Consider the following 25,876-nt stretch of genomic DNA (forward strand, 5'->3'; position numbering starts at 1 on the left):
TTAAAAGCCAAGGTTTAGTCCGAACAAGAATGACCTGGTACTTGGGTATGCATTTCTGTTATCAACACCAGGACCTAAGCCAGAATCGAGCACGAAATCAGGATCGTTTCCGGTATAGCCTGTAATTGTAATTAAGTTTTGGCCGGTGGCGTATACCCTTAAATTACGGATCAACTTTGTTTTTAACTTAAAGTTATAACCGATTGTGATCTCATCAATTTTAAGGTTTGTACCATTTTCCAAATAATAATCAGAATACTGGTAGGTATCATTAATCTGGCTGTACTTATCGAATGCTGAACGCAAGTAATTACTTCCTTTGATGGATGGATTACCATAGGATAATGCTGTGGTATTTAAAATTTGGTAATCAAATTTTCCTCTTACAAACATTCTGAAATCCCAGTTTTTGTACGCTAGATTTGCTGTAAATGAGGCATAATATTTAGGTATGGCATTACCAATGCGCACCAAATCGGTAAGGTTGGGATCTTTTGAATAGTTTATCTGATCATTGCGAACGGCAACACCGTTTCTATTGTAGAACAACCATTTTCCCTGTGCATCAAAACCTGCGAAACGTTTACCCCAAAACTCTCCGAGTGGAGCACCTTCGTAAGTGGTAATGGCATCGCCTAAATCGCCTGAGCCACCAATACCGCCAAATGTTTTATATTTAATATCGAAAATATCGTTAGAATAACTTACCAGCTTGTTGCTTAAGGTACTTCCTGTAAAATCCATGCTAAAAGTTAAATCCTTTGTTTTAATGGCTTCATAGCTTAAAGCCAATTCGATACCTTTAGATGATATTGTACCAACATTGGCATAAATATTTGATAACACATAAGGTGGTTGTGGCGTAGTGTACTGATCTAACAAATCTTTGGTTGTACGATCGAACACATCCAGGGCACCTTTAAGCTTACTGTTAAACAGGGTAAAATCTGCACCAATGTTTAATTCCCTTTTGGTTTCCCATTTTAGATCAGGGTTTACATTTGTTGTTGGCCCATAAGTTTCGCGGTATGTTCCATCTGGATAGATGTACCTACCACCACCACCTAAAACTACCCTCGAGGCATTATTTGAGAAACCGGAATTACCTGTTACCCCATAACCCGCACGTAATTTTAAATAATTAACCCATTTAATGTCTTTCATAAAATTCTCGTCAGATATGTTCCATCCAACCGAAACTGCCGGGAAATTTCCCCACTTGTTGTTAATACCAAAACGGGATGAACCTTCATGTCTTAAAATCAACTGCAATAAATATTTATTATTGAAAGCATAATTGATCCTTCCAAAAAAAGCAATCAAAGTATTGTCGTTTTTAAAACTTGTTGCTGTGGCTCTTCCATCGGTTAAGGCAATACCGGTAGTCAGGTTATCCTCATGAAACTGATCGTTTATGAAACCACGGTTACTTGCCGATTGTCCTTCTTCTACATTGTACCGATAACTGTATCCGGCTACGGCAGAAATGGAATGCTTTTCTTTAATAATGGTGTTGTATTGTAAGGTAGGTTCGAAAGCAAAAGCTTGCGATAAGAAATTTCCCTTACTTGCGTAGCCACCGCCAGGATAGTCAGCATCCTCTACAGAACGTTCAGAAAAAATAGATGCCCAAGCCCCATCGGTATAACTATCGCGCTGAACAGATCCGAAAATTGATCCCTTTAATCCTTTTGCCAAATCTATATCTGCTTTAATATCTGCAGAGCTTGTTTGCTGTTGCCTTTTGCTTCTTTCTTGCTGTAACCTGGCGTATTGGTTTGTACTTTGGTTATCAAAATAAAAAGTGCCGTTTGGATTATAGATTCTTTTGGTTGGATTTTTAACCAGTTCTTCTTCCCAACCACTCCCGCCTAATGTATTTGCATTGTTGAAGTTGGAAGCCAGGTTCATTTGAATATTTAATTTATCGTTAAAACCTTTCTGGTTTACATTTAACCTAACGGTATATTCTTTTCTGCCATTTTCTAAACCAATGCCTTGCAAATCACGATAATTTAAACTTGCACGATAATTTGTATTATTTGTACCGCCGGATAACGAAAGATTATGATTTTGAGACAAGTTATCTTTATTGATCAAACTGCCATACAAATCTTCATTTCCTCCATAATCCTGCGCATCCAGAGCATTAGAATTAATTTTTTGTCTAAACTCATCTACAGATAGAAAATCCAATCTGTTCTGAATGTATTCTTTACGGAAATAAGTGGAGTAATTAAATTGTGGTGCGCCGGGTTTTCCTTTTTTTGTAGTGATTAGAATTACACCAGCATTTGCGCTGGTACCGTAAATTGCCGCACCAGAACCATCCTTAAGTACATCAACCGAGAGTATATCATCCTGTTGCAACAGATCGGGGTTACCACCCGGGATACCATCAATTACAAATAATGGACTCGAGCTCCCTGTTACAGTTACCGCACCCCTAAGCTGTACGTTTACGCCAGAATTTGGATTGGAACCACTCGTTCGCGTAAGGTTTAAACCAGCAACTTTTCCCTGTATCAGATCGAGCGGATTACGCGCGCCGCTTTGTCGAAATTGTGCAGTATCCACGTGTGCAACTGATGAGGTAACTTCTTTGGTTTTCAGTGTACCATAACCAACAACCACAACATCACTTAAATTTTGTGCTACTGATGGCGCCAGGCTAACTGTTAAGGGTGCAGCCCCATTACCCGCCGGAACAGATTTGCTTTGATAGCCGATATAACTGAATACCAGCACATCTGTTGGCGAAGTTACATTGATACTGAACTTACCGTTTTCTTGTGTTACGGCACCGCCGGTTTTGCCCTGGATTTTAATCCCGACGCCAGGTAAACCGATTTTCTTCTCATCCACAACAATACCGGTAATTGTTTTTTGTGATGCAGCTGTTGCGGGTGCAGCTGTAGTTGCAGGCGTTGTGGCTGCAGGCACTGGTGCAGGGGTAGTAACCGGCCGCGCACCACCCAAAGGATTCGCAGGTGCTTTTACCGTATCGGCAGGCTTTGCAACAGGAACTTTTTTGGTTGTGTCTTGTTTTTTAGTTGTGTCTTGCTGAAAATAATAGCGGTTAAAATTCTTTTTTTCGCTCGTAATTTTTGCAAACAACTGGGGGCTTGAAAGTAGGAACAGGCATAGGAATCCTGACATCCTGAGTAAAATGTTTCTCATTGGCACTCACTAGTTTAGTTTATAATTAGTTACGCAATGCGGCCAACCTTTTACCAAATTAATAAGAGCGATAAGAATTAATTAGTGTGACTTAGGATTTCCGCAAAACGATTTAGTAACGCCTTAAACCGTGTTTTGTTTTAAAAAAAATGAAAAAACCTTAAATTGTTACGTTCGCGGAATGCCTAACTTAATGGAGATACTTCGAAATTAATCCAGCTGTTTTTGCAGAAGCTCCAGGTTTTCCCATGAGTAAAAGTAGCTCATCGTAATGCTTTAACATCTCATTTCTACCTGCTCCATTTAAGATAATTCCGAGTGCTGCGTTTACTTTTTGAATATTGCAATCTTCCTGAATAAGTTCGGTTACAATCTTTTTGTTTACAATGAGGTTAACCAATGAAATGAACTTAATTTTTACCAGCATCCTGGCAATTGCTATCGAAATTGTACCTCCTTTATAAACTACAACCTGAGGTATTTTAAACAATGCCGTTTCGAGTGTAGCCGTTCCTGAAGCTACAATTGCAGCATGGGCATGGTGCAATAAATTATAAGTGTTGTTAAAGAGTAAATGAACATTCTTATTGCCTGTAAACTGGCGGTAATAATTTTCGTTAAAAGTTGGTGCAGCAGCAATGGCAAAAATATAATCAGGGTAATTTTCGGTAATGCTTAACATTACCGGAAGCAGGCGTTCTATTTCCTGTTTGCGGCTACCGGGCAATAAAGCAATAATTTCCCCATTGCCAAGCCGATTATTTTCGCGGAAATTTAAATCGGGTGTAAATTGTGCAATTTCATCCAACAGCGGATTACCAACATAATCTACTTTCATCCCCCACTTTTTATAGAAATCTACTTCAAAAGGCAAAATGCAGAACATGTGATCTACTACCCTCTTAATTTTCAGTACCCGCTTTTGATTCCAGGCCCAAACTTTAGGCGAAATATAATAACAAACCTTTATACCATTTACTTTTGCAAACTCCGCAATTTTTAAATTAAAACCCGGAAAATCGATCAGAATCAGCACATCGGGTTTCCATTTTAGAAGATCTTCTTTACAAGCTTTTAGATTTTTAAATATGGTTCTTAAATTTAACAGCACTTCTGTAAAACCCATAAAAGCCATATCGGCATAATGTTTTACCAATTCGCCACCCTCGGCCTGCATTTTATCGCCTCCGAAATACCTGAATATAGCTTCGCCATCCTCAATTTTTAAGGCTTTCATTAAGTTGGCACCATGTAAATCGCCAGAGGCTTCTCCGGCTACGAGGTAGTATTTCATGTTATAATATTTATAGAAAAAACGTCATTGTATGTAAGAAATAAACAATCGTCATTGCCGCTTAGGCAGGAATCTTAAAGCTTATAGCATTAGGATTCCCAAGCAAGTTGGGAATGACGAACCGACTTGATCAGTCATTGTCACTCTTGTAATTCTCTTAAAAAACCTTATAAGCAAAAAACACAAAAGCACATAAAAATGTTGCGGCCAATATACCCCTGCCAATATTTTCTTTATTGTACTTAAAAAAGTATTGCATGGTGTAAGCATTTATAGCAATGCCACCAATGTACAACAGATCGGCTTTTGCAAGGTAGTTAATATGGTTAATAATGTACCAGGCAATTGTGCAAAGTATTGCTGGCAGCAATAAGCCAACACCTAAGCCTACCCAAACGGAATTGTTTATTTTTTTTAAATGATCAATCATCACAACCAAAAATTAACCTAAATTAATTCCATCTGGTGCAGAAACTTTGCTTCCAGAGGTTTTATCATCTTTATTACCGATAAAATCCCAACTGTTAAGGGTTTGTATGGCATGGTGCGCCGTTAAATCGAACTGTACCGGAACGATAGAGACGTAATGATGCGCTAAAGCCCAAACATCGGTATCTTCACCTTTGTCAAAATTTTCAAAAACCCCTGTTAACCAGTAATACGGGCGTTTGTAAGGATCTGTCCGTTCATCAAATTCTTCCATCCATTTGGCGTTAGCCTGGCGGCAAATTTTAACGCCCTTTAAATGATCTCCTTTCGGGAAATTCACATTTAATAAGGTGCCCTCTGGCAAACCATTGGCCAAAACCTGCTCACAAATGTTTTTAATGTATTTTTTAGTATGGCTAAAATCAGCATCTGCAGCAAAATCATCCAAAGAAAAACCAATAGAAGGGATTTTTTCAATTGCACCTTCTACCGCAGCCGACATGGTTCCTGAATACAATACGTTGATCGAATTATTTAAGCCATGATTGATTCCTGATACACATAAATCAGGTTTTTTACCTTTAAAAATCTTATTCACTGCAATTTTAACGCAATCAACAGGTGTTCCGCTGCATTTATACATTTCAACACCTTCATAAAGCTCAACTTTATCAAAACGGATCGGTTTACCTATTGTAATGGCATGTCCCATTCCACTTTGTGGACTATCTGGCGCAACAACAACAACGTTACCCAGCTCCTGCATTACTTCCATTAAGTTTTTAATACCTGTAGCTGTAATTCCATCATCGTTTACAACTAAAATATTTGGTTTTGTGCCCTGTTTTGTCATGGCGGTAAAAATACAGATTATAATTTCAAGGCACAATAAACGGTGATTTATATGCAAAAATCATTTATTCCTTAATTTTTAGTTTTGGAAATCAAAATTATTTTCATTCAATAACAGAAAGCATATATATTTGAATAAATAACTTATTAAAAATGAACGCTGTATTTGGATTTTTCCTTTAACTGCCAGATACCCACTCATTATCATAAACCAAAACAAACTCAATGAAATTGAAACTATTTACTTTGGCTTGTTTTCTAATTTCAGGTTCTTTAGCGAAAGCACAAACAACCTACCAATGGAAAACAGGAACTTCTGGTGGCTATACGTACAAGTATGTAACCAACGACCCGACTAAAACACGTTTTTATACCTTAAAAAACGGTTTAACCGTAATTTTATCGCAAAATAACAAAGAGCCAAATATTACCTACAAAATGGCCGTAAGGGCGGGTAGCAATACCGATCCACGTACAAATACTGGTTTGGCGCATTATTTAGAGCACCTTTTATTTAAAGGAACTGATAAATTCGGAACATTAAACTACGCCAAAGAAAAACCGCTTTTAGATAAAATTGAAGCACTTTACGAAACGTACAACAAAACAACCGACCCGGCAAAACGTAAAGAAATTTATAAGGAAATTGATAAAACATCTGGTGATGCCTCTAATTATTCTATCGCAAATGAATACGATAAAATGATGAAATCGATCGGCAGTAACTCCACAAACGCACATACTTCTGTAGAAGAAACCGTTTATGAAGAAGATCTTCCTTCAAATGCCATCGATAAATTTTTAGCTGTACAGGCAGAACGTTTCCGCGCACCTGTTTTCCGCATCTTCCACACCGAACTGGAAGCTGTTTATGAAGAGAAAAACATTGGCATGGATAACGATAGTCGTAAAATGTATGAAAAAATGCTTTATGCTTTGTTTCCAATACATAATTACGGACAACAAACAACAATTGGTACCATTGAGCATTTAAAAAACCCATCCTTAATCGAAATCAGGAAATATTACAACAAATATTATGTGCCTAATAACATGGCGCTGATTATGAGCGGTGATATTAACTACGACGATCTGATTAAAAAAATTGATAAAGATTTTGCCTACATGGTATCAAAACCGCTATCGCTTTATAACCCTGCACCCGAAAAACCTTTAACTCAGGTTAAAAAGGTTGATATTTACGGTCCGAGTGCTGAGAACTTATACGTGGCCTACAGAGGCTTTGCCCAAAATACACACCAGAGTTTGTTGTTAGATTTAATTGGCAGCATTTTAGCCAATGGCAAAGCGGGTTTAATGGATATCAACATCAATAAACAGCAAAAAATGTTAAGGGCAAGTGCAGGTTACAACTCGATGAAAGATTATGGAATCTTCATTTTATCTGGTTCACCAAAAGCAGGACAAAGCCTGGAAGATGCTCAAAAGCTGTTGTTAGAACAGGTTGAATTACTTAAAAAAGGCGAATTTGATGAAAGCTTGATTAAAGCTACAGTGGCAAACATTAAATTGGCAGAACTACAGAGTTTTGACAATAATGATGTGCGTGCAGATTTTGCTATGAATGCTTTTATCCAGAACCGTGGTACAGAGTGGGATAAAACCCTGGCCTCTACCGATGCAATGGCTAAAGTAACTAAAAAGGAGATTGTAGATTTTGCCAATAAATTTTTCATCAATGATTATGTTTCCATCTTAAAACATAAAGGCGAAGATAAAAGCATTGTTAAAGTTGAAAAACCAACCATTACCGCTGTAAAAACAAATGTTAATGAAGTTTCTCCTTTTACGAAAGACATTATTGCGGCTCCGGTAAAACCCATTGCGCCTAAATTTTTGGATTACACTAAAGACCTCAATTTTGGTAAAGCAGGTATTGCTGATGTAATTGCAGTGCAAAATACGGAGAATGGAATCTTCCGCATGAGCTACCGTTTTGATATGGGTTCTTACAACTACAAGTTATTGCCTTATGCTGCTCAATATCTATCTTTTTTAAGCACCGATAAATATTCGGCTGAAGATATCAGTAAAGCTTTTTATAACATTGCCTGTAGCTATAGTGTTAACGTAGGTACTGATGTAACAACGGTTTCGATCAGCGGGTTACAAGAAAACTTTGATAAAGCCGTTGCTTTACTTGAAGATGTACTGGCGAACTGCAAACCAAACGAAAAAGCCCTTGAAGATTTAAAAGGCCGTTTATTAAAATCGAGAGATAATGCAAAATTAAACAAATCATCAATTTTGGGTGGTTTAATGAGTTATGCACAATTTGGTGCCGATAATCCATTTAATTATGGATTAACCAATGATGAAATTAAGAATATGAAATCAGCCGATTTGATTTATATCCTTCATAACCTTACCAATTATAAACATACCATAACGTATTATGGTCCAAAAACTTTAGCGGCCTTTTCTGCAGATATTGTGAAAGCACATCCATTGGCGAAAGAATTTACCGATGCAGCGCCAATCAAGAAATTTGTTTACACCAAAACCGATTCTAACAAAGTATACTTTGCTGATTACGATATGGTGCAGGCAGAAATCCGCTGGGTACGTAACGGTGGATTATATGATCCTGCTAACGCTGCTAAAATTGCTTTATTTAACAATTATTTCGGTGGTGGCATGGGTTCTGTAGTTTTCCAAACCATCCGCGAATCTAAAGCACTTGCCTACTCTACTTTTGCAGTATATTCTTCTCCAAATACCAAAGAAAAAGAAAATTCGATTATTGCTTACGTAGGTACACAGGCTGATAAAATGAATGAAGCAGTTGCGGGAATGAATGAATTATTGACAACGCTGCCAGAATCAGATAAATCGTTCGATTTATCCAAAACCAATTCATTAAATGGTATTGAAACAAGCCGCATTACAAAAGATGGAATTATTTATAGCTACCTGGCAGATAAAAAATTAGGTTTCGACCATGATTCGAGAATTGATGAATATGCCAACCTTAAACCATTGACATTTAATGACGTAAAATCTTTCCACCAGACCAATCTTTCTGGCAAACCTTACACGTATTGTATCGTTGCTTCTGAAAAGAAAATCAACATGGCTGATTTAGCTAAGTTTGGTCCGGTAACTAAATTAAGCTTAGAACAGATTTTTGGATACTAATAAAGTTAAGGATAGAAAGCGGAGGGTTAAGGTGAAACCTGATGCTTTAATATTATAATTAAAAGCGATTCCCATTTCCGGGAATCGCTTTTTTTATTTAGTTTCAGTAAGTCATTGGTTGCCATGTGCTGAAAAACCGTTGTGTTTTCGAGGCTTGGTGGTAAAAGACTAAACAACATTTTCGGTGTTATTCAGTGATTCTATGGCAAAAAATTACACATATTTCAATGTCTCCAAAATTTCTGCTATCGAGAACTTAGCTCCACATACAAATTCATCTGCAGCACCGTAATAAATTGTTAATTCATCTCCGCTAACTAAATGGCCATTGGTAAAAACTACTTCACCAAAAAACCATGCAGCTCATAATCAGTAGTGGGCACCATTATAGGTTGATCTGTTCTTGCCAATACTTTAGCCGGGTTGTTTAAATCCAGCAAAAAAGCACCCAGGCAATACTGATGTTTTTCGTTTGCACCATGATAAATTTCAAGCCAACCTGCTGCTGTTTTTATAGGTGCAGCACCCGCACCAACGCGTGCACTATCCCAAAAGCCCGCTCGGGTTTTAATGATACATTTATGGTTGCCCCAATGAATGCCATCAGGCGATTCGGCCAGCCAAATGTAGTTACCGCCTAAAGCAACACTACTTGGCCGGTGCAAGGCATAAAATTTGCCATTAATTTGTTCTTCAAATAAAGCGCAATCTTTATTATGAGGTGGAATAATCATGCCATGGCACTCAAAGGTTTTCCAATCTTTAGTGCTACGCATGCCTACCCCAACACCGTGTTCAGAAACAGCCGTAAAAGTTAAATAATAAGTACCGTTAATTTGGGCTACCCGGCAATCTTCAATACCAAAGGTTTCATCCTCACCTTCTCCCTGTAATAAAGGATAAGCATCCGGTTGATAAAAATGTATCCCATCATCGCTGCACACCAGCCTTAAATGAGAAAGTGTGGTTAAATAATCTGCTCCCTTATAATTAATCACCCTTGGGTCGGTTGCATTCAAATCCGGATCGCTTTCTGCTATGGCCAAAATCTCTATTCCCCCTTTTTTAAGTACAGGGAAAGAGATTACGTTTTCCTGTTGGGCTGGTCTTTCAGCCACGCGGATCAGCAACCATATTTTACCTTCAAAAGTAAAAACACCAGGATTTAACAAACATTCGATTTCTAGTCCGGCGCTGCTCGGCAAAAGGTCTTTTGGATGCAAGATTGGATTCTCGACAAATCTTTTGGCAATATCTGTCATAAAAAATGGTTTTAAAGCAAACAGGCGACCGTATAGGCCGCCTGTTTATCCATAGAATTGATATTATAATGAGTTGATCCATTTTACAAGTTCATCTCTTCCCTTTCCGGTTTTTTGTTGAAGTTTCCCCAATAACTCATCGTCTTGGCCCTCTTCATGCGCTAAATCATCATCAGTTAAATCAGCATAAGCTTGTTTAACCTTTCCTTTTATTTCATTCCACTTTCCTTTTAATTCTAACTTATCCATGCTTGTGTTTTTTAATAAAAAAATGCAATTTATATACCAATCAACATTTGTTTTCAATGCTTTGTTTTGGTTTAATTGCTTATTAGCCTAACATAGCCAAATTTTAACCTATTCCTCAAGGTTTTGAGCATATTATTGATTATATTAAGAGTATCATTTATACAAACTATTAAACATTACTAACTTAACTACCATTTTGATGAAAAAACTACTCTTAAGTATGCTTTTGTCTCTCTGTGTAATTTCACTTGCTTTCGCACAAGGCAAGGTTATCACGGGGAAAGTAACGTCGGCTTCTGGACCAATTCCAGGAGTTAGCGTATTTGTAAAAGGCTCACCAGCAGCGGGCACACAGAGTGATGCCTCCGGAGCCTTTAAACTAACAGTATCAGACGATGCTAAAACACTCGTTTTTAGCTTTATTGGCTACAAAACAAAAGAAGTGCCGATTACCGGAGCAACGATTAACACCAGTTTAGAGGAAGAAAACAATACCTTATCTGATGTGGTTGTTGTGGGATACGGCACGCAGAATAAACGGGATGTAACGGGATCGGTAGCTTCTGTAAAATCGAAAGACCTGGAAAACTTACCTGTAACAAGTTTTGAACAAGCCTTGCAGGGAAAAGCAGCAGGCGTACAGATTGCGGCTCAAAATGGAAAATTAGGGCAAGGAATAACGGTAAGAGTAAGGGGGGCGGCCTCGGTAACTGCAGGTAGCGAGCCACTTTACATTGTTGATGGAATTCCTATTACCTCGGGCGATTTTTCCAGTACAACTGCACCAACCAGTGCTTTAGCTGATTTAAACACCAATGATATCGAATCTATAGAAGTTTTAAAAGATGCCTCTGCATCTGCAATATATGGCGCAAGAGCCTCAAACGGTGTAGTATTAATCACAACTAAACAAGGTAAGGCAGGCAAAACACTTATTCAGTTCAATGCACTAGGTGGAGTTAGCTCCCCTTCTAACCATAGGGATTTTTTAAATGCAGAACAATATGTTCAGTTAGAGCGTAGAGCTGGGCAAGGCCAGGCTAAACAAGACTTTCTGAATGGAGAATATGCAACTTTACAAGAAGCGTTAGATGATTACAGTGAAAGTGTAGAAGCGCGTTTAAACCGATATTCAGCCGGAAACAATGATTACCAAACTTATAAAGTAAACTCTAATTGGGAAGCTGCCTCTTTTCAAGACAAGCCCGTTACACAACAATATGATCTGAATTTAACAGGCGGAAATGAAAAAACTAAATTTTACATCGGCGGACAGGCATTAGATCAACAAGGAATTGTAATTGGAAACAGTTATAAACGCTATAGCGGCAGGTTAAATCTTACTAATAAGGTAACTGATTTTTTAGAAATGGGTGTTAATCTTAATTTTTCTAATAGCATTAACAATAGGTTATCAAATGATAATGCCTTTTCAAGTCCACTGCAATCTGTTGCACTTTCTCCTATTACCCCTTTTATAGATCCAAGATCAGGCTTGGTTAGCGGAACATTACCAGGAGCAGCCTCCAACTATCCAGTATATTATAACCCATTTATTAGTGTCGATAATGCATTTTATAAAGCAACGGTATATAGAACAATAGGAAAAGCTTTTGCAAACATTAATATCGCGAAAGGCTTAAAATTTAGCACAGATTTCTCTATTGATAACTTGAATCAAAATGAAGAAAGTTATTACGGTGCTTTAACTTTCAGAAACACAGGCACTACAAATGGTTACGGGCAAAATATTTCGACTTTTGTAATTAATAGCAACACAAACAATTTTTTCAGTTACAATAATACAATTGGAAAAAGTGCTTTTGACCTGATTTTAGGAACAAGTTACCAAAAATCGACTACAAAATACAGTACCATTGAAGGACAGGATTTCCCGAGTGATTCTTATATTAAATTGGGTTCTGCTGCAACAAAAGTTATAGCAACAAGTAATGAAGGTGCATTTAGCTTTTTATCTTATTTCTTTAGGGCAAATTACAAATACAATAACCGTTATCTTGTTGGCTTTAGTGTAAGAGCAGATGGCTCATCACGTTTTGGCTCCAATAACAGGTATGGATATTTCCCTGCAGGCTCGTTAGCATGGATTGCTTCGGAAGAAGATTTTTTAAAGGAGAGCGAAACCATCAGTTTATTAAAATTACGGGCCAGTTATGGTTTAACAGGTAATGCTGAAATTGGAAACTATTCTGCACGAGGTTTATTCAGTGGATCAGGAGCTTACGGAGGTTTGCCAGGACAAATACCTTCTAGAATAGCGAATCCGGATTTAACATGGGAAAAAACAAAACAACTCGACATTGGCTTTGATTTTGGTATTTTGAAGAATAGAATTACAGGTGTTTTCGATTTCTATCAAAAAAATACCAGCGATTTATTGTTGGATGTTCCTATTCCGCAAACAACGGGTTTTTCTACAAAAACTCAGAATTTAGGTTCATTAAAAAATACTGGGTTTGAATTGGGTATAAATACAGAAAATTTTGTTGGCGCATTTAAATGGTCAACGGCAATAACTGGTGCAATTAACAACAATAAGATTACCAATTTAGGAGGGCAGATTTTAAATGGCAATGAAATAAATGCAGCTATTTCAGGGCAACCTATTGGTGTATTTTACATACCAGAATATGCCGGAGTAAATCCGGCTAATGGCGATGCATTATATTATGTTAACACAACTGATGCTTCAGGAAATGTTGATCGATCAACAACAACTGATATTAATAAAGCACAGCGGATATTTGCCGGGAACCCAAATCCTAAATATACTTTTGGTATAAACAATACTTTTTCTTTTAAGAATTTTGATCTGGGTATATTTTTCCAAGGTGTTAAGGGCAATAAAATTTTCAACGCAGGAGGCCAATACATGAGTGCCAATGGTTCAAATGGCTATGATAATCAAACCACAGATCAAATGAGCTATTGGGATAAACCTGGTGACATTACTTCCGTGCCAGAGCCGCGTTTGTTTGCAGGCAATGGTATTGGAAATTCAACAAGGTATTTATCTGATGGCTCTTATGTCCGTTTAAAAACATTAACCCTTGGTTATACTTTTCCAGCTACAGTATTAACGAAAATTAAGTTAAGCAAATTGAGGTTATATGCTACGGCGCAAAACCTGCTCACCATAACCGGTTACAAAGGATGGGACCCTGAGGTTAATGCAGATTATCAATCGACGAACATCAATCAAGGCGTAGATTTTTACTCAGCACCACAACCACGAGTAATTTCATTTGGTATTAACATTGGCCTATAATTAAAAAAGAATCAAAATGAAAAAGACATATATAACCAACATCATATTTGCTTGCATGTTTCTGATGGCTTTACTATCGTGCAAGAAAGCACTTGAAATAAATCCTGTTGATACCATAGAACAAAAAAATGCATTACTCACCTCCAAGGATGTTGAAGGAGCCCTAACTGGTGCATACTCAGACCTCGGTAGCCGGAATTTTTTTGGTGGCCGTCCATTTTTGATAACTGATTTCTTAGCAAACACTGATGCTATCGAATGGTTCGGAACTTATGAGGAGTTAACACAGGCCATAAACAAATCTCTTCTAAAAACAAATGTGTTTGTAGATAATGTTTGGGCTGCAGGGTATGCCTCAATCAATGATGCCAACAACGTAATTGCTGCTCTTGATAAAGTAGAGCCTACTAAAAAGAGCAGAGTGGAAGGCGAAGCAAAATTTATTCGGGGTGCAGCTTATTTTGAACTCGTTAGATTATTTGGAAAAGCCTACAATGATGGCACTCCCAGCACCAATTTAGGAATACCCATTGTATTAACACCAACAAATTTAATAAGCGAAGCAAACTATGTAAGCAGGGCTACTGTAGCTGCAGTTTACAACCAGGCTATTGCCGATTTAACAGATGCAGAAGCCAAACTTCCGGCCGTTAATGGTTTTTTTGCAACAAAATCAGCAGCTGCTGCTATGCTTGCGAGACTTTACTTACAAATGGGTAATTATAGTGCGGCTGGAGCGGCAGCAAACCGCGTGATATCCTCTGGAAATTATCAACTAACAAATACTTACTTAAGCGCTTTTCCTAAAATGCCCGAAAGCGGTAGACCCGCAAAACCTGGAGATAATACCACTGAAGATGTTTTTGCCATGCAGGTAACTACTTTGACAGGTTTTAATGGCTTTAATGAATTCTATGGTTCATCTACATTTGGTGGACGTGGAGACGCTGTAATTTCACAGGATTGGATTGATGAGACTTATGCTGCGAATGATGACAGAATTAATGCTTTTTATGACGATGATGATATATTTACCTCCAAATTTGGTAACCAATTTGGAAACGTACCTGTAATCAGGTTATCGGAAATGTATTTGATTAGAGCGGAATGCAATGTGCGTTTGGCTCCTTCAGCTCCCATTGGTGGTATTGCACCGATTCAAGATTTGGCTACGGTTAGAAGTAGGGCTGGCTTAACAACAAATTCAGCCACTCTTACAGATATTCTTAACGAAAGAAAACTCGAATTTGCTTTTGAAGGCTTTTCACTACATGATGCTAAAAGAACGCAAACAAATATTGTAAATATACCATGGAATTCTACCAGATTGATCTTCCCGATTCCACAACGTGAAATTGACGCAAACAGTAAACTGGTTCAAAATCCAGGTTACTAACTAAATTATAAACAAACAGCCAATCAATTGATTGGCTGTTTGTTTATAATCGATTAACTAAACTATTTAAAAGAATACCACCGATTATTTCATTATTTATATTTACTTCCTTGTAATATTAAATCCTTAGTTAATATAATATACTTTCCATTACTATCAGTCATCCGAGCTAACAATTGTAAATCTTGCGGGTATTCACCAACATTATTATTAACGTTTACTGTTAAACTTCCAGTCCCCTGGCCCTGCGTAAATGAAATACTTGAGGGTTTACCGCTTACACTCCAATCAACTACTGATGATGGCCATACATAAGATAAAGTAAAAGTATAACTTCTATTAGCGCTCAATATACCTCCTCCTCTAATTTTAGGCGAACCAAGAGGATATAAATTTACCAATGCAAGCTTATCTTTATCAGAAAGAACACCAGAGAGCGTATTATTTGGTCCACTGTTTATAATTGAGTTAAAATCAGTTCCACCAGCATTTGGAACATCAATAGCAGTTACTTGTGTACCAATATCATCGACTCCATCAGCAGTTTCTATCCCTACCCAATCTGTATGCCTAAAACCGATACAGTGCCCAAGTTCATGAGCAATAACTGTTTTCTTTTGATCTGGATTAAGCCCGGCGTTGGCAATACTTTCAGAATTAACCCTAACCAAAGCACCCGCCCTGCCGCTGAGCGGAAAATAAGCTTTTCCGTAACCACTAATGCTCTCCGATCTAATTTCAATATCGAATGCGCCGTTAGGAACAATGGTAAAAAAAATGCCAGAGTTGTCTACAACATTCCATAAGTTAATTGCTGCATCTATTTCACCGGCCAAGCTGGCCAAATTAGGGTGTATATAGAGCCTAACATTTATGCGATTTGTCAAATCTACCAAGTGCCCGGTATAAGTCTGACCAATTTTTGGGCTCCCAACTATTGGCGTACCCATTAATTTTGAATTTAACACAGGCGAAGTGGCCACCTTTGTGCTTCTATCCGAGGGCATTTCCATATCTTTCGGAAAAAAAATATCTCCTTCAACCTGATACTCCGTACCTAAATCTTTAATGGAAGATTCAGAAAATCCAAGACTTTTTATATAAGAGCGCAACTCTAGGTTTTGAGGTGGTTCAGGTTGATCTTTATTGTCGCCCTTTTTACAGGATACAGCTAGAAGAATTACCAAAAAGAATAGAGTTAAATTTTTTTTCGTTTTCATAGATTTTATTTTAAGCAATAGCTAAAAGTATTTTTAAACAGGCTACAAATACTTATTAAACAGCTAGAAATAAAAATAAAAACACTAATAATCAATCATTTACAAAAAACAAGAATACATTAAACGATTTAGACTAGTTATTTAGTTAAAATAAAAATTTAAATCAATCTGGAATATGATATCATTGTGCTACTTTCTATTACATGAAGCCAAACGAAACCAAACAAATATTGCAAGCTACTATTAAATGTTTACAGATTGGTAATGCCATTTAAATGAGGTGAAATAATGGAAATTTCAAAATGTTAAACCGCTGCCAACTAAAATATCTCATTAACAAAAAATGCCCCCGAAAACCGGGGGCATTGCTTTTTATAATCACTTTATGCTTAAAGCGTTTTTGTTGCTGCAATAATCTCCTCAACAACTCCAGGATCCAATAAAGTAGAAGTATCTCCTAAATTTGTGGTATCGCCCTCCGCAATTTTCCGTAAAATTCTGCGCATAATTTTCCCTGAGCGCGTTTTTGGTAAACCAGATACAAACAATATCTTATCAGGTTTAGCAATGGCTCCAATTACGCGGGTAACCGTTTGTAAAATATCTTTTTTAGACAATTCTGCCTCTCCATGCATTTCAGGGTAAATTACGAAAGCGTAAATGCCCTGTCCTTTTACATCATGCGGATAACCCACCACAGCACTTTCTACCACCCCTGCATGCATATTAATCGCATTTTCTACTTCAGCAGTGCCAATTCTATGTCCTGAAACATTTAATACATCATCTACACGACCAGTAATCCTATAATAACCATCTTCATCACGCAAGCAGCCATCACCTGTAAAATATAGATTTTCGTAAGTAGAAAAATAGGTTTGCTTGCAACGTTCATGATCGCCATAGGTGGTACGCAACATCCCCGGCCAAGGGAATTTAATGCAAAGATTTCCCATTACTCCGTTTCCTTCAATTTCATTACCGTTTTCATCAACCAGAATAGGTTGAATTCCTGGCAGAGGCAAAGTGGCAAAACTAGGTTTGGTTGGCGTTACCGTAGCAATTGGCGAAATCATAATTCCCCCGGTTTCAGTTTGCCACCAGGTATCTACAATAGGCGCTTTACCATGACCAATCTTTTCATCAAACCAATGCCATGCCTCCTCATTGATAGGCTCTCCTACCGAGCCTAAAACGCGGATCGAACTTAAATCTTTGCCATTAAGGGGCTCATCACCATAACTCATCAGCGAGCGGATAGCCGTAGGTGCAGTATATAAAGTATTTACTTTGTGTTTTTCTATAATATCCCAAAAGCGTGATGGCGTTGGGTAGGTTGGAATCCCCTCAAAAAGTACAGATGTTGCACCTTGTGAAAGCGGTCCGTAAACGATGTAGGAGTGTCCGGTAATCCAGCCAATATCTGCAGTACAGAAATAAACTTCACCAGGTTTGTAGTTAAATACATTGGAAAACGTATACCCCGCATACACCATATAACCGCCACAGGTATGCACCACCCCTTTGGGTTTACCGGTAGAGCCCGATGTATAAAGAATGAAGAGCATATCCTCCGCATCCATTTCTTCGGCTTCGCAGGTATCGTTTACATGCTTCACTTCATCTTCCCACCACACATCTCTACCTTTCAACATGGAAACAGGGGTACGGATATGAGTGAGTACAATACATTTCTCTACTGTTGGACAACCGATCAACGCATCATCAATTACATCTTTTAAAGGAATCTGTTTGTTACCACGGTAAGAACCATCGGCAGTAATCACAACCTTACATTGCGAATCGTTAATGCGGTCGGCAATTGATTTTGCAGAAAACCCACCAAAAATAACAGAATGAACAGCACCAATCCTTGCACAAGCCAAAACTGCTATGGCCAGTTCGGGCACCATTGGCATATAAATACAAATGCGATCTCCTTTTTTAGCACCGTTACGTTTAAGCACGTTTGCAAAGCGGCAAACACGCTCATGCAGCATTTTATAAGTATAGGTTACACTTTCTTCCTCAGGATTATTCGGTTCCCAGATAATTGCAGGTTTATCACCATTGGTAGCAAGATGGCGGTCTAAACAATTTTCGGTAATGTTAAGTTTAGCTCCTTCGAACCATTTAATATTTGGCTCGTTAAAGTTCCATGATAAAACCTTAAACCAAGGTTTACGCCACTGAAAGTTTTGCGCTACCTCGCCCCAAAACTGTTCTGGATTTTCTACGCTCTTTTTATAATCTTCTTCGTACTGCTTAAAAGATGTAATTTGCATTGCTCTGTTTTATATTTTGGATTAGTTGCGGCTAATTTAAAGAAATAATAATTAGCAGAAATAGTCTAATTGTATCAAAATAAATATCAAACGTTTGATAAGAAATAATTATTTTTATGCATGAAGAATTTAACCTCATTTATCGCACTGATACTGATTGTATTTAGCATCAAATCATACGCTGCAACCGAATTTAAAAGTTCTGTTTCAGCGGATACTACTCAAGCTTATAAAGTTATCGCAAAATCACCGGCAATAGCTTCTGTTACCATCAGAAAAAGTAAAAAGAGTGGAAATATGCTATATGTATCGGTTGGAATTAAAAAACTTAATGCCCAGGACAACAATGTAACAGGCATTGGTTTGCAGGGAAAGTCAGAATCAAAGGAAGCCAGAAATGCAACTGGTCCGGTTTTCGATCAAATAGAAGTTTTAAATGGCGGTTATGATGAGATTAAAGTTGATAAAGTATCAACCACTCAAAACATGTATACCATTAAAAACATTAATTTTCCATTAAGATTAAAAATGCATTCGGGAAAAGATTATGTTGAATTTGAAATAAAAGATGCAGGCCGCTGGGATGTGAACGTAAATTATAAAAATAATTAGCTTCGCTATTGTCATTTACAATTATTATTCAGATATTTGCACACTCTTAAAAAAATTAAGCGGACGTATTAAACAACTATATTTACAAGTCATGTCAAGAGTTTGTGATTTAACAGGAAAAAAAGCAATGGTAGGTAACAACGTTTCTCACTCGAACGTTAAAACCAAACGCAAATTTTACCCAAACCTACAACTTCAGAAATTTTATATTCCTGAAGAAAACCGTTGGATTACGTTGAAAGTTTCTACTTCAGCGATTAAAACCATCAATAAAGTGGGCATTAGCGAAGCGATTAACCGTTTCGTAAAAAAAGGATTTTTGTAAAAAACATTAACTGTTGAGATTAACAGTTTTCAATTTATAATAAAATGGCAAAAAAAGGTAACAGAGTTCAGGTTATTTTAGAATGTACTGAACATAAAGAAAGTGGCATGCCAGGTATGTCTAGATATATTTCTACCAAAAACCGTAAAAACACTACTGAGAGATTAGAATTGAAAAAATTCAATCCAGTGTTGAGAAAAGTAACCGTACATAAAGAGATTAAATAAGATTGATGGTGTAAAGGTAGAAAGTTAAGGGTATACCCATTTCTCATTCTATCCATCTATCATTCAATCATTAAATTTATAAGAACATGGCAAAGAAAGTAGTTGCAACCCTTAAAACAGGTACAGGTAAAGAATATTCGAAAGTAATTACAATGGTAAAATCACCAAAAACTGGTGCTTATTCATTCAAAGAACTTATCGTACACAACGACCACGTAAAAGATGCTATCGCATCTAAATAAGGTTAATATTTTTTAATATTAAAAGATATTAAAGGCCGTTCCGTTTTAACCGGAAGGGCTTTTTTTGTTAGTGAAATTTACGTTCGGAAATAATTGATTATCTTTGAAAAAAGCATAGCCATGGAAACGTATAAGTTTAAAGCAAAAGTTTCTGAAAACGGAACTATTGTTGTTCCTGACAGATTTGATATAAAAAATAAAGAAGTTGAAGTGATTATTTTGGATGAGGTAATAGGCTTACCTATTACAAAGAAAATGACGGGAAAAGAGTTTGTTTCGAAATATGCTGGCATCCTTAAAGGCGTCGATGCTGATCAGGCAAAATGGGAATATCTGAAGGATAAACACAATTTATGACACTCTTACTGGATACCAATATTATCCTTGATATTATTTTAGTAAGAGAACCTTTTTTTCAAGATTCCTCTAAAATTTTTGAACTAATTGATGGTACCATAATCAAACGCTGTATTACAGCGTCATCAATAACCGACATTTACTATATTGTAAAAAAGAATTCTGGTCATTCGAATGCTATTTCATTTATTGAGTCTTTAATTATAACAGTTGATCCTCTAAATGTGAATAGAGATACCATCACATTAGCCTTACATTCTAATTTTTCAGATTTTGAAGATGCAGTGCAAAGTGCTTCTGCAGAATTAAACAACGTCGACTTTATTATCTCACGAAACACAAAAGACTTCACTGCCGGTAAAATACCGGCTCAAACACCTACCGATTTCCTAAAAAAACATAAAAATAACTAATGGGTTTATTTGATTTTTTCAAAAAGAAAGAAACTGCGCCTGAAGCTCAGGAAGCTCTTGATAAAGGTTTAGAGAAAACTAAAGACGGTTTCTTTAATAAAATTACCAAAGCTGTTGCAGGAAAATCTTCTGTTGATGATGAAGTGCTCGATAATCTGGAAGAAGTTTTGGTTACTTCAGATGTGGGCGTAAGTACTACATTAAAAATTATCAAACGCATCGAAGAACGTGTTGCCAAAGATAAATACCTCAATACTTCCGAGCTAAACTTTATTCTTCGCGACGAAATTCAGTTACTTCTATCTGAAAATAACAGTAACGATTTCCGCCAGTTCGAATATGGCGACCACAAACCATATGTTATTATGGTAGTTGGCGTAAACGGTGTGGGTAAAACCACTACGATTGGAAAACTGGCACATAAACTTAAAGAATCAGGGCTTAAAGTAGTTTTAGGGGCTGCCGATACCTTTAGGGCTGCAGCTGTTGATCAGATTAAACTTTGGGGCGAACGCGTTGGCGTAAGGGTTGTTGCACAGGCCATGGGATCAGATCCTGCTTCTGTGGCTTTTGATACCTTACAATCTGCCGTTGCCAATGGCGAAGATGTTGTTATTATCGATACCGCCGGACGTTTACATAACAAAATCGGTTTGATGAACGAACTCGGCAAAATTAAGCAGGTAATGCAAAAGGTTGTACCCAATGCCCCGCACGAAATTCTCTTGGTACTAGATGCTTCTACCGGACAAAATGCTTTTGAACAGTGTAAACAGTTTACCGAAGCCACCGATGTAAACGCCCTGGCAATTACCAAATTAGATGGAACAGCAAAAGGCGGTGTGGTAATCGGAATTTCAGATCAGTTTAAAATCCCGGTTAAATACATTGGTGTGGGTGAAAAAATAGGCGACTTACAGCTTTTTGATAAGAAAGACTTTGTGAATAGTTTATTTAAATAGCACTTCGGGAGATGATTCCGCAGAGGATTTAGTTACTAGGCTCACTTCGTGTTTTGATATTGAGAAGGAGTTTGTATTGATGTTTGAAAGTAAGGTGATTTGAAAATTTGGATGCGACCTTGCAGTAGAACAGAAAGTAATCGTAGAATTAAAATCTGTTACAGGATTTCAGCCTAAGTTATTTCAAAGTCAACTTATATCATACTTAAAAGCCAGTAAAATTAAAACCGGATTATTGATTAATTTTGGCAATACAAGTTGTGAAGTCAAAAAGATAGCTTTATAATCCTTATATATCCACATGATAATCTGTGGAATCGCTAAATCTGTGGAATCAAGCCGCAAGGAAAGCGTAAATAAAATTGATATGAATACCAAAATAGTAAGAAGTAAAAGCGCAATTAAACAGCCTAAAATTAATGTAATTACATTAGGTTGTTCCAAAAACATATACGATTCGGAAGTATTGATGGGGCAGTTACGTGGCAACAATTTAAACGTTGTACATGAATCAGATAAGATGGGCAAAGATGATATCGTTGTGATCAATACCTGTGGTTTTATCGACAATGCCAAACAAGAATCAATTGATACCATCCTACAGTTTAGCGAACTAAAAGAAGCCGGCAAAATTGGTAAGGTAGTCGTTACAGGATGTTTATCCGAACGCTATAAGCCTGAGCTAGAATCAGAAATTACAAATGTTGATGCTTTTTTCGGTACCAACGATTTACAAAACATATTACATGAGCTTGGCGCAAATTACAAGCACGAACTTATTGGTGAGCGTTTATTAACTACACCTTCACATTTTGCTTATTTCAAAATCGCTGAAGGGTGTAACCGTCCATGTTCTTTCTGTGCCATCCCATTAATGCGAGGAAAGCACTTAAGCAAACCAATGGAAGAATTGGTTAACGAAGCTAAAATATTAGCCAGAAACGGAACTAAAGAATTAATTTTAATTGCTCAAGACCTAACCTATTACGGTTTAGACCTGTATGGAGTGCGCAAGCTTGATGAATTGATGCGCCGCTTATCTGATGTACCAGGCATTGAGTGGATCCGCCTGCAATATGCCTACCCTTCTGGTTTTCCGATGGAGATTTTAGATGCAATGAACGAGCGCGATAACATCTGTAAGTATTTAGACATGCCATTACAGCACATTACCGATAACATGCTAAAATCAATGCGCCGTGGTACAACCAAGCAAAAAACCATTGATTTAGTAAACCAGATCAGAGATAAAGTACCAAATATCGCCATGCGTACCACTTTAATCTGCGGTTATCCAGGAGAAACCCAATACGATTTTGAAGAAATGGCAGAATGGGTTGCCGAAACCAAATTCGACCGTTTGGGTTGTTTTACCTACTCACATGAGGAAAAAACCCATGCACATACTTTAGTTGATGATGTTCCTGATGAAATAAAACAACAACGTGTAGATGATATTATGGAAATTCAACAAGGGATTTCTTTTGATATTAACCAGGAAAAAGTAGGTAAAACCTTTAAAGTACTGGTGGATAAAAAAGAAGGGGATTTCTTTGTCGGAAGAACCGAATTTGATTCACCAGAGGTTGATAATGAAGTTTTAATTGATGCATCAACAGGTTATGCGGCAAACGGAAGTTTTGTTAATGTAAAGATCGATAGAGCTGAAGATTTCGATTTATACGGAACCATTATTTAGTAATCACTCAAAGATACTGAAGCCTGGAAATTACATTTCCGGGCTTTTTTGTTATATTGGTAACCCTGATCCAATAGCTGTCGGAATTATTTCAAAATTTATTAAAGAAAGAATGCTTAGATAAAAGTTTCAACAGCAACAATTGCATGATTATTATTTCAACTGTAGCGATTCAGACTTTTTAGCCGTTTAATATAACACAGACATAAAGCACTTATAACTAATCCTTTATAACCATATTAAACAAAAACCAAATCAGATGAAAAAAATTTTAATTGTGCTCATGGTGATTTTTATCGCCAATTTAGGTTGCAAAAAAGCAGGAGTAGGTGGCGGTGGTTTATGTGCGTGTTCGCCTATTTCAACCGCACCATTAATCTTAGTGATTAAAAATAATGCCGACGTAGATTTACTTAATCCAAGTACATCCGGTTATTTCGATAAAAACCAGATCCAGTTATTTTCGAAAGATGCTAATAACGCAGTTAAAAAGATTCAATTTGAAATCCGCCCACCTTTTAGTTTCGGCAATAACCAAAAAATAGATTATTATCAGCTTACCTCTTATGAAATACCTAACCTGGCTAAAAGTATAGAAAGCACCTTTTATCTTAAACTTGGAGATAACAAACTATATGAGCTTAATTTGAAGGTAAATAATAATCTTGTAGAAAAATTATTGATCGATAAAACAGAAGCAGCCAGAGAAGTTCAGCCCGCTACCAATTCGTATTTTGATGGCATTTACAGGTTAAAGATATAGTGGCAATATGTGGTAAAAAAAAGTCCCGGTGAATATTCACCGGGACTTTTTTTATTTTTTAGGCTCAGGCCTGTTTTTAATTTGACTGGCTTTTAACCAGATTTTAGCACCTTTTGAGTTTACGTAATATTTTTCATTTTTTGCATTGATGTAAACATCACTTCCATCTGGTGCCATTTTACCTTTCCAGGTTTTATCAGCAACTTTTGAGCTACCTTTTACCGCTACTTCTGCAGTTTTATTACCTACCGATTTTGCACCTTTACCAATTGCTTTACCAGTATGATCTAATGCTTTACCAACTTCAGTTTTCTTTTCTTGCGCATTCACATTTAAGGCAACACCACCAAACAAGGCAAGTGTTAACATACCCATTACTAATTTCTTTTTCATGACAGCTATATTTTTATTTAAAGCTATAACAGACAGTTAGGTGATTTGTTTTTAAATTCAAATAGATTGGAAACAAACAACATTTAGCATTTACAGCCTCAATATTTTAAATCAGATCTAGCTTGCCGAACAATCAATTAATTTAATTTTTCTGCCAGGAGCTTCATCTCGATATGTGGCGAACGGTTTTCGTAAAGAATTGCATGTACAGCCTTACAAATTGGCATTTCTACATGGTATGCCTGGTTTTTAATGTGCATACATTTTACTGCATAATAACCTTCGGCTATCATATTCATTTCCAACTGTGCAGATTTTACAGTATAACCCTTTCCTACCATATTGCCAAAAGTACGGTTGCGGCTAAACTGAGAGTAGGCAGTTACCAATAAATCGCCAAGGTATGCAGATTCTTTAATATCACGGTTAATGGGGTGTACGGCATCAACAAAGCGTTTAATCTCACGTATGGCATTACTGATCAGCACTGCCTGAAAATTATCTCCATAACCTATACCATGGCAAATACCACTTGCCACTGCATAAATGTTTTTTAAAACCGCAGCGTACTCCGTCCCAAAAATATCATCTGATACATTTGTTTTAATGTAACGTGTATTTAATAAAGAAGCAAATGTACCGGCCTGTATCACATCTGTACAGGCAATGGTTAAGTACGATAATTTTTCCAAAGCCACTTCTTCTGCATGGCATGGCCCACTTACAACTAAAATATCATGGTATGGGATACCATAATTTTCGTGCATAAATTCACCGATAATCAGGTTATCTTCCGGAACAATCCCTTTAATGGCAGAAACTATTTTTTTTCCTTTTAAGTCTTCCGGGGTGATGCCAGCAAGTGTTGTTTTTAAAAATGCTGCCGGCACATTCAATATTACGAAATCGGCAGATTTTATAACGGCGTTGATGTCAGATGAAATATGATCATCTTCACTAAGTTTAATCTCAACAGAACTAATATAATTAGGGTTATGCTTAAATTTTTTAATATGCGCTATGGCTGCTTCATTCCGCATCCACCAAAAAATTTCCTTTTCAGCTAAATTATCTGCAAGCATTTTTACAATGGCAGTAGCCCAGCTCCCGCCCCCTATCATCGCTATTTTAGGTACCATGATTATAAAAAAGGTTTAAAGTAAAAGGTATAGGGCCTTCTTAAAGGTATAAGGAAAAGGTGTAAGGCTTAGGGTTTAAGACCATTTGCCTCATACCGTAAACCTTACACCCTAACCTTAGGAATACAC

23 protein-coding genes and 1 pseudogene are annotated in these 25,876 nt (G+C 37.1%); 13 read left to right on the top strand and 11 right to left on the bottom strand.

What is annotated here, in order from left to right:
* The 4 genes from ACZZZW_RS23080 to surE all read right to left on the bottom strand — a co-directional run bounded on the left by ACZZZW_RS23080 (position 1) and on the right by surE (position 5,756).
* Positions 1 to 3,180 (bottom strand): SusC/RagA family TonB-linked outer membrane protein, encoded by a 3,180-nt coding sequence (locus ACZZZW_RS23080; protein WP_463497014.1) that lies wholly within the window; start codon positions 3,178 to 3,180, stop codon positions 1 to 3.
* Positions 3,181 to 3,370: 190 nt separating this feature from the next.
* Positions 3,371 to 4,474 carry a lipid-A-disaccharide synthase gene (gene lpxB, locus ACZZZW_RS23085; protein ID WP_463497017.1) on the bottom strand — a complete coding sequence of 368 codons (1,104 nt, stop codon included), beginning with the start codon at positions 4,472 to 4,474 and terminating at the stop codon, positions 3,371 to 3,373.
* A 157-nt stretch (positions 4,475 to 4,631) separates the two neighbouring features.
* Positions 4,632 to 4,904, bottom strand: a complete 273-nt coding sequence (locus ACZZZW_RS23090; protein WP_463497021.1) for a stationary phase survival protein SurE — start codon at positions 4,902 to 4,904, stop codon at positions 4,632 to 4,634.
* Between the two features lie 12 nt (positions 4,905 to 4,916).
* Entirely contained in the window at positions 4,917 to 5,756 is an 840-nt protein-coding gene (gene surE, locus ACZZZW_RS23095; RefSeq protein WP_055907469.1) for a 5'/3'-nucleotidase SurE, read from the bottom strand.
* 224 nt (positions 5,757 to 5,980) lie between these two features.
* Here surE and ACZZZW_RS23100 point away from each other — a divergent pair, with 224 nt between their 5' ends.
* Entirely contained in the window at positions 5,981 to 8,914 is a 2,934-nt protein-coding gene (locus tag ACZZZW_RS23100; protein WP_463497024.1) for a M16 family metallopeptidase, read from the top strand.
* A 213-nt stretch (positions 8,915 to 9,127) separates the two neighbouring features.
* Here ACZZZW_RS23100 and ACZZZW_RS23105 read toward each other — a convergent pair whose 3' ends face one another.
* The 3 genes from ACZZZW_RS23105 to ACZZZW_RS23115 form a co-directional block, all read right to left on the bottom strand.
* Complete coding sequence (locus tag ACZZZW_RS23105; RefSeq protein ID WP_463497786.1) at positions 9,128 to 9,211, bottom strand: hypothetical protein; 84 nt, start codon at positions 9,209 to 9,211, stop codon at positions 9,128 to 9,130.
* Between the two features lie 41 nt (positions 9,212 to 9,252).
* Positions 9,253 to 10,176 (bottom strand): glycoside hydrolase family 130 protein, encoded by a 924-nt coding sequence (locus tag ACZZZW_RS23110; protein ID WP_463497028.1) that lies wholly within the window; start codon positions 10,174 to 10,176, stop codon positions 9,253 to 9,255.
* Between the two features lie 63 nt (positions 10,177 to 10,239).
* On the bottom strand, positions 10,240 to 10,425 hold the full coding sequence (locus ACZZZW_RS23115) for a CsbD family protein (RefSeq protein ID WP_055907479.1): 186 nt from the start codon (positions 10,423 to 10,425) through the stop codon (positions 10,240 to 10,242).
* 199 nt (positions 10,426 to 10,624) lie between these two features.
* Here ACZZZW_RS23115 and ACZZZW_RS23120 point away from each other — a divergent pair, with 199 nt between their 5' ends.
* Both ACZZZW_RS23120 and ACZZZW_RS23125 read left to right on the top strand, forming a co-directional pair.
* Complete coding sequence (locus ACZZZW_RS23120) at positions 10,625 to 13,714, top strand: SusC/RagA family TonB-linked outer membrane protein (protein WP_055907481.1); 3,090 nt, start codon at positions 10,625 to 10,627, stop codon at positions 13,712 to 13,714.
* A gap of 16 nt (positions 13,715 to 13,730) precedes the next feature.
* Positions 13,731 to 15,110, top strand: coding sequence for a RagB/SusD family nutrient uptake outer membrane protein (locus tag ACZZZW_RS23125; RefSeq protein ID WP_082458713.1), 1,380 nt, complete (start codon positions 13,731 to 13,733; stop codon positions 15,108 to 15,110).
* Between the two features lie 92 nt (positions 15,111 to 15,202).
* On the opposite strand, the gene ACZZZW_RS23130 is transcribed toward ACZZZW_RS23125, so the two are convergent.
* Positions 15,203 to 16,330 carry a M57 family metalloprotease gene (locus ACZZZW_RS23130; RefSeq protein WP_463497033.1) on the bottom strand — a complete coding sequence of 376 codons (1,128 nt, stop codon included), beginning with the start codon at positions 16,328 to 16,330 and terminating at the stop codon, positions 15,203 to 15,205.
* Between the two features lie 389 nt (positions 16,331 to 16,719).
* Positions 16,720 to 18,615: an acetate--CoA ligase gene (acs, locus tag ACZZZW_RS23135; RefSeq protein WP_055907492.1), complete on the bottom strand. Its 1,896-nt coding sequence runs from the start codon at positions 18,613 to 18,615 to the stop codon at positions 16,720 to 16,722.
* Between the two features lie 120 nt (positions 18,616 to 18,735).
* On the opposite strand from acs, the gene ACZZZW_RS23140 reads away from it, so the two are divergent.
* From ACZZZW_RS23140 to ACZZZW_RS23185, 10 genes and pseudogenes are all read left to right on the top strand, one after another.
* Positions 18,736 to 19,227 carry a hypothetical protein gene (locus ACZZZW_RS23140; protein WP_055907495.1) on the top strand — a complete coding sequence of 164 codons (492 nt, stop codon included), beginning with the start codon at positions 18,736 to 18,738 and terminating at the stop codon, positions 19,225 to 19,227.
* 91 nt (positions 19,228 to 19,318) lie between these two features.
* On the top strand, positions 19,319 to 19,552 hold the full coding sequence (rpmB, locus tag ACZZZW_RS23145) for a 50S ribosomal protein L28 (RefSeq protein ID WP_025145121.1): 234 nt from the start codon (positions 19,319 to 19,321) through the stop codon (positions 19,550 to 19,552).
* Positions 19,553 to 19,596: 44 nt separating this feature from the next.
* A complete protein-coding gene (rpmG, locus tag ACZZZW_RS23150) occupies positions 19,597 to 19,779 on the top strand; it encodes a 50S ribosomal protein L33 (protein WP_010599807.1) in 183 nt (60 codons plus the stop codon).
* A gap of 86 nt (positions 19,780 to 19,865) precedes the next feature.
* Positions 19,866 to 20,021: a DUF4295 domain-containing protein gene (locus tag ACZZZW_RS23155; protein WP_010599808.1), complete on the top strand. Its 156-nt coding sequence runs from the start codon at positions 19,866 to 19,868 to the stop codon at positions 20,019 to 20,021.
* Between the two features lie 120 nt (positions 20,022 to 20,141).
* Positions 20,142 to 20,378 (top strand): hypothetical protein, encoded by a 237-nt coding sequence (locus ACZZZW_RS23160; RefSeq protein WP_055907497.1) that lies wholly within the window; start codon positions 20,142 to 20,144, stop codon positions 20,376 to 20,378.
* Positions 20,375 to 20,791, top strand: a complete 417-nt coding sequence (locus ACZZZW_RS23165) for a PIN domain-containing protein (protein WP_055907499.1) — start codon at positions 20,375 to 20,377, stop codon at positions 20,789 to 20,791. The genes ACZZZW_RS23160 and ACZZZW_RS23165 overlap by 4 nt, the downstream gene beginning before the upstream one ends.
* Complete coding sequence (ftsY, locus tag ACZZZW_RS23170) at positions 20,791 to 21,753, top strand: signal recognition particle-docking protein FtsY (protein ID WP_055907503.1); 963 nt, start codon at positions 20,791 to 20,793, stop codon at positions 21,751 to 21,753. The genes ACZZZW_RS23165 and ftsY overlap by 1 nt, the downstream gene beginning before the upstream one ends.
* A gap of 118 nt (positions 21,754 to 21,871) precedes the next feature.
* A pseudogene (locus ACZZZW_RS23175) lies at positions 21,872 to 22,039 on the top strand (GxxExxY protein); the annotation flags it as partial.
* An 81-nt stretch (positions 22,040 to 22,120) separates the two neighbouring features.
* Positions 22,121 to 23,452 (top strand): 30S ribosomal protein S12 methylthiotransferase RimO, encoded by a 1,332-nt coding sequence (rimO, locus tag ACZZZW_RS23180; protein ID WP_055907601.1) that lies wholly within the window; start codon positions 22,121 to 22,123, stop codon positions 23,450 to 23,452.
* 259 nt (positions 23,453 to 23,711) lie between these two features.
* Positions 23,712 to 24,215: a hypothetical protein gene (locus ACZZZW_RS23185; RefSeq protein WP_055907506.1), complete on the top strand. Its 504-nt coding sequence runs from the start codon at positions 23,712 to 23,714 to the stop codon at positions 24,213 to 24,215.
* Positions 24,216 to 24,266: 51 nt separating this feature from the next.
* On the opposite strand, the gene ACZZZW_RS23190 is transcribed toward ACZZZW_RS23185, so the two are convergent.
* Positions 24,267 to 24,608: a hypothetical protein gene (locus tag ACZZZW_RS23190; protein ID WP_055907509.1), complete on the bottom strand. Its 342-nt coding sequence runs from the start codon at positions 24,606 to 24,608 to the stop codon at positions 24,267 to 24,269.
* Between the two features lie 137 nt (positions 24,609 to 24,745).
* Complete coding sequence (locus tag ACZZZW_RS23195) at positions 24,746 to 25,747, bottom strand: NAD(P)H-dependent glycerol-3-phosphate dehydrogenase (RefSeq protein ID WP_055907512.1); 1,002 nt, start codon at positions 25,745 to 25,747, stop codon at positions 24,746 to 24,748.
* Positions 25,748 to 25,876 lie beyond the last annotated feature (129 nt).

This window comes from Pedobacter sp. AC379, from assembly GCF_979258145.1.

Coding starts and splice junctions, on each gene's coding strand:
- ACZZZW_RS23080 (WP_463497014.1), bottom strand. CDS start 3,180: ATGAGAAACATTTTACTCAGGATGTCAGGATTCCTATGCCTGTTCCTA.
- lpxB (WP_463497017.1), bottom strand. CDS start 4,474: ATGAAATACTACCTCGTAGCCGGAGAAGCCTCTGGCGATTTACATGGT.
- ACZZZW_RS23090 (WP_463497021.1), bottom strand. CDS start 4,904: ATGATTGATCATTTAAAAAAAATAAACAATTCCGTTTGGGTAGGCTTA.
- surE (WP_055907469.1), bottom strand. CDS start 5,756: ATGACAAAACAGGGCACAAAACCAAATATTTTAGTTGTAAACGATGAT.
- ACZZZW_RS23100 (WP_463497024.1), top strand. CDS start 5,981: ATGAAATTGAAACTATTTACTTTGGCTTGTTTTCTAATTTCAGGTTCT.
- ACZZZW_RS23110 (WP_463497028.1), bottom strand. CDS start 10,176: ATGACAGATATTGCCAAAAGATTTGTCGAGAATCCAATCTTGCATCCA.
- ACZZZW_RS23115 (WP_055907479.1), bottom strand. CDS start 10,425: ATGGATAAGTTAGAATTAAAAGGAAAGTGGAATGAAATAAAAGGAAAG.
- ACZZZW_RS23120 (WP_055907481.1), top strand. CDS start 10,625: ATGAAAAAACTACTCTTAAGTATGCTTTTGTCTCTCTGTGTAATTTCA.
- ACZZZW_RS23125 (WP_082458713.1), top strand. CDS start 13,731: ATGAAAAAGACATATATAACCAACATCATATTTGCTTGCATGTTTCTG.
- ACZZZW_RS23130 (WP_463497033.1), bottom strand. CDS start 16,330: ATGAAAACGAAAAAAAATTTAACTCTATTCTTTTTGGTAATTCTTCTA.
- acs (WP_055907492.1), bottom strand. CDS start 18,615: ATGCAAATTACATCTTTTAAGCAGTACGAAGAAGATTATAAAAAGAGC.
- ACZZZW_RS23140 (WP_055907495.1), top strand. CDS start 18,736: ATGAAGAATTTAACCTCATTTATCGCACTGATACTGATTGTATTTAGC.
- rpmB (WP_025145121.1), top strand. CDS start 19,319: ATGTCAAGAGTTTGTGATTTAACAGGAAAAAAAGCAATGGTAGGTAAC.
- rpmG (WP_010599807.1), top strand. CDS start 19,597: ATGGCAAAAAAAGGTAACAGAGTTCAGGTTATTTTAGAATGTACTGAA.
- ACZZZW_RS23155 (WP_010599808.1), top strand. CDS start 19,866: ATGGCAAAGAAAGTAGTTGCAACCCTTAAAACAGGTACAGGTAAAGAA.
- ACZZZW_RS23160 (WP_055907497.1), top strand. CDS start 20,142: ATGGAAACGTATAAGTTTAAAGCAAAAGTTTCTGAAAACGGAACTATT.
- ACZZZW_RS23165 (WP_055907499.1), top strand. CDS start 20,375: ATGACACTCTTACTGGATACCAATATTATCCTTGATATTATTTTAGTA.
- ftsY (WP_055907503.1), top strand. CDS start 20,791: ATGGGTTTATTTGATTTTTTCAAAAAGAAAGAAACTGCGCCTGAAGCT.
- rimO (WP_055907601.1), top strand. CDS start 22,121: ATGAATACCAAAATAGTAAGAAGTAAAAGCGCAATTAAACAGCCTAAA.
- ACZZZW_RS23185 (WP_055907506.1), top strand. CDS start 23,712: ATGAAAAAAATTTTAATTGTGCTCATGGTGATTTTTATCGCCAATTTA.
- ACZZZW_RS23190 (WP_055907509.1), bottom strand. CDS start 24,608: ATGAAAAAGAAATTAGTAATGGGTATGTTAACACTTGCCTTGTTTGGT.
- ACZZZW_RS23195 (WP_055907512.1), bottom strand. CDS start 25,747: ATGGTACCTAAAATAGCGATGATAGGGGGCGGGAGCTGGGCTACTGCC.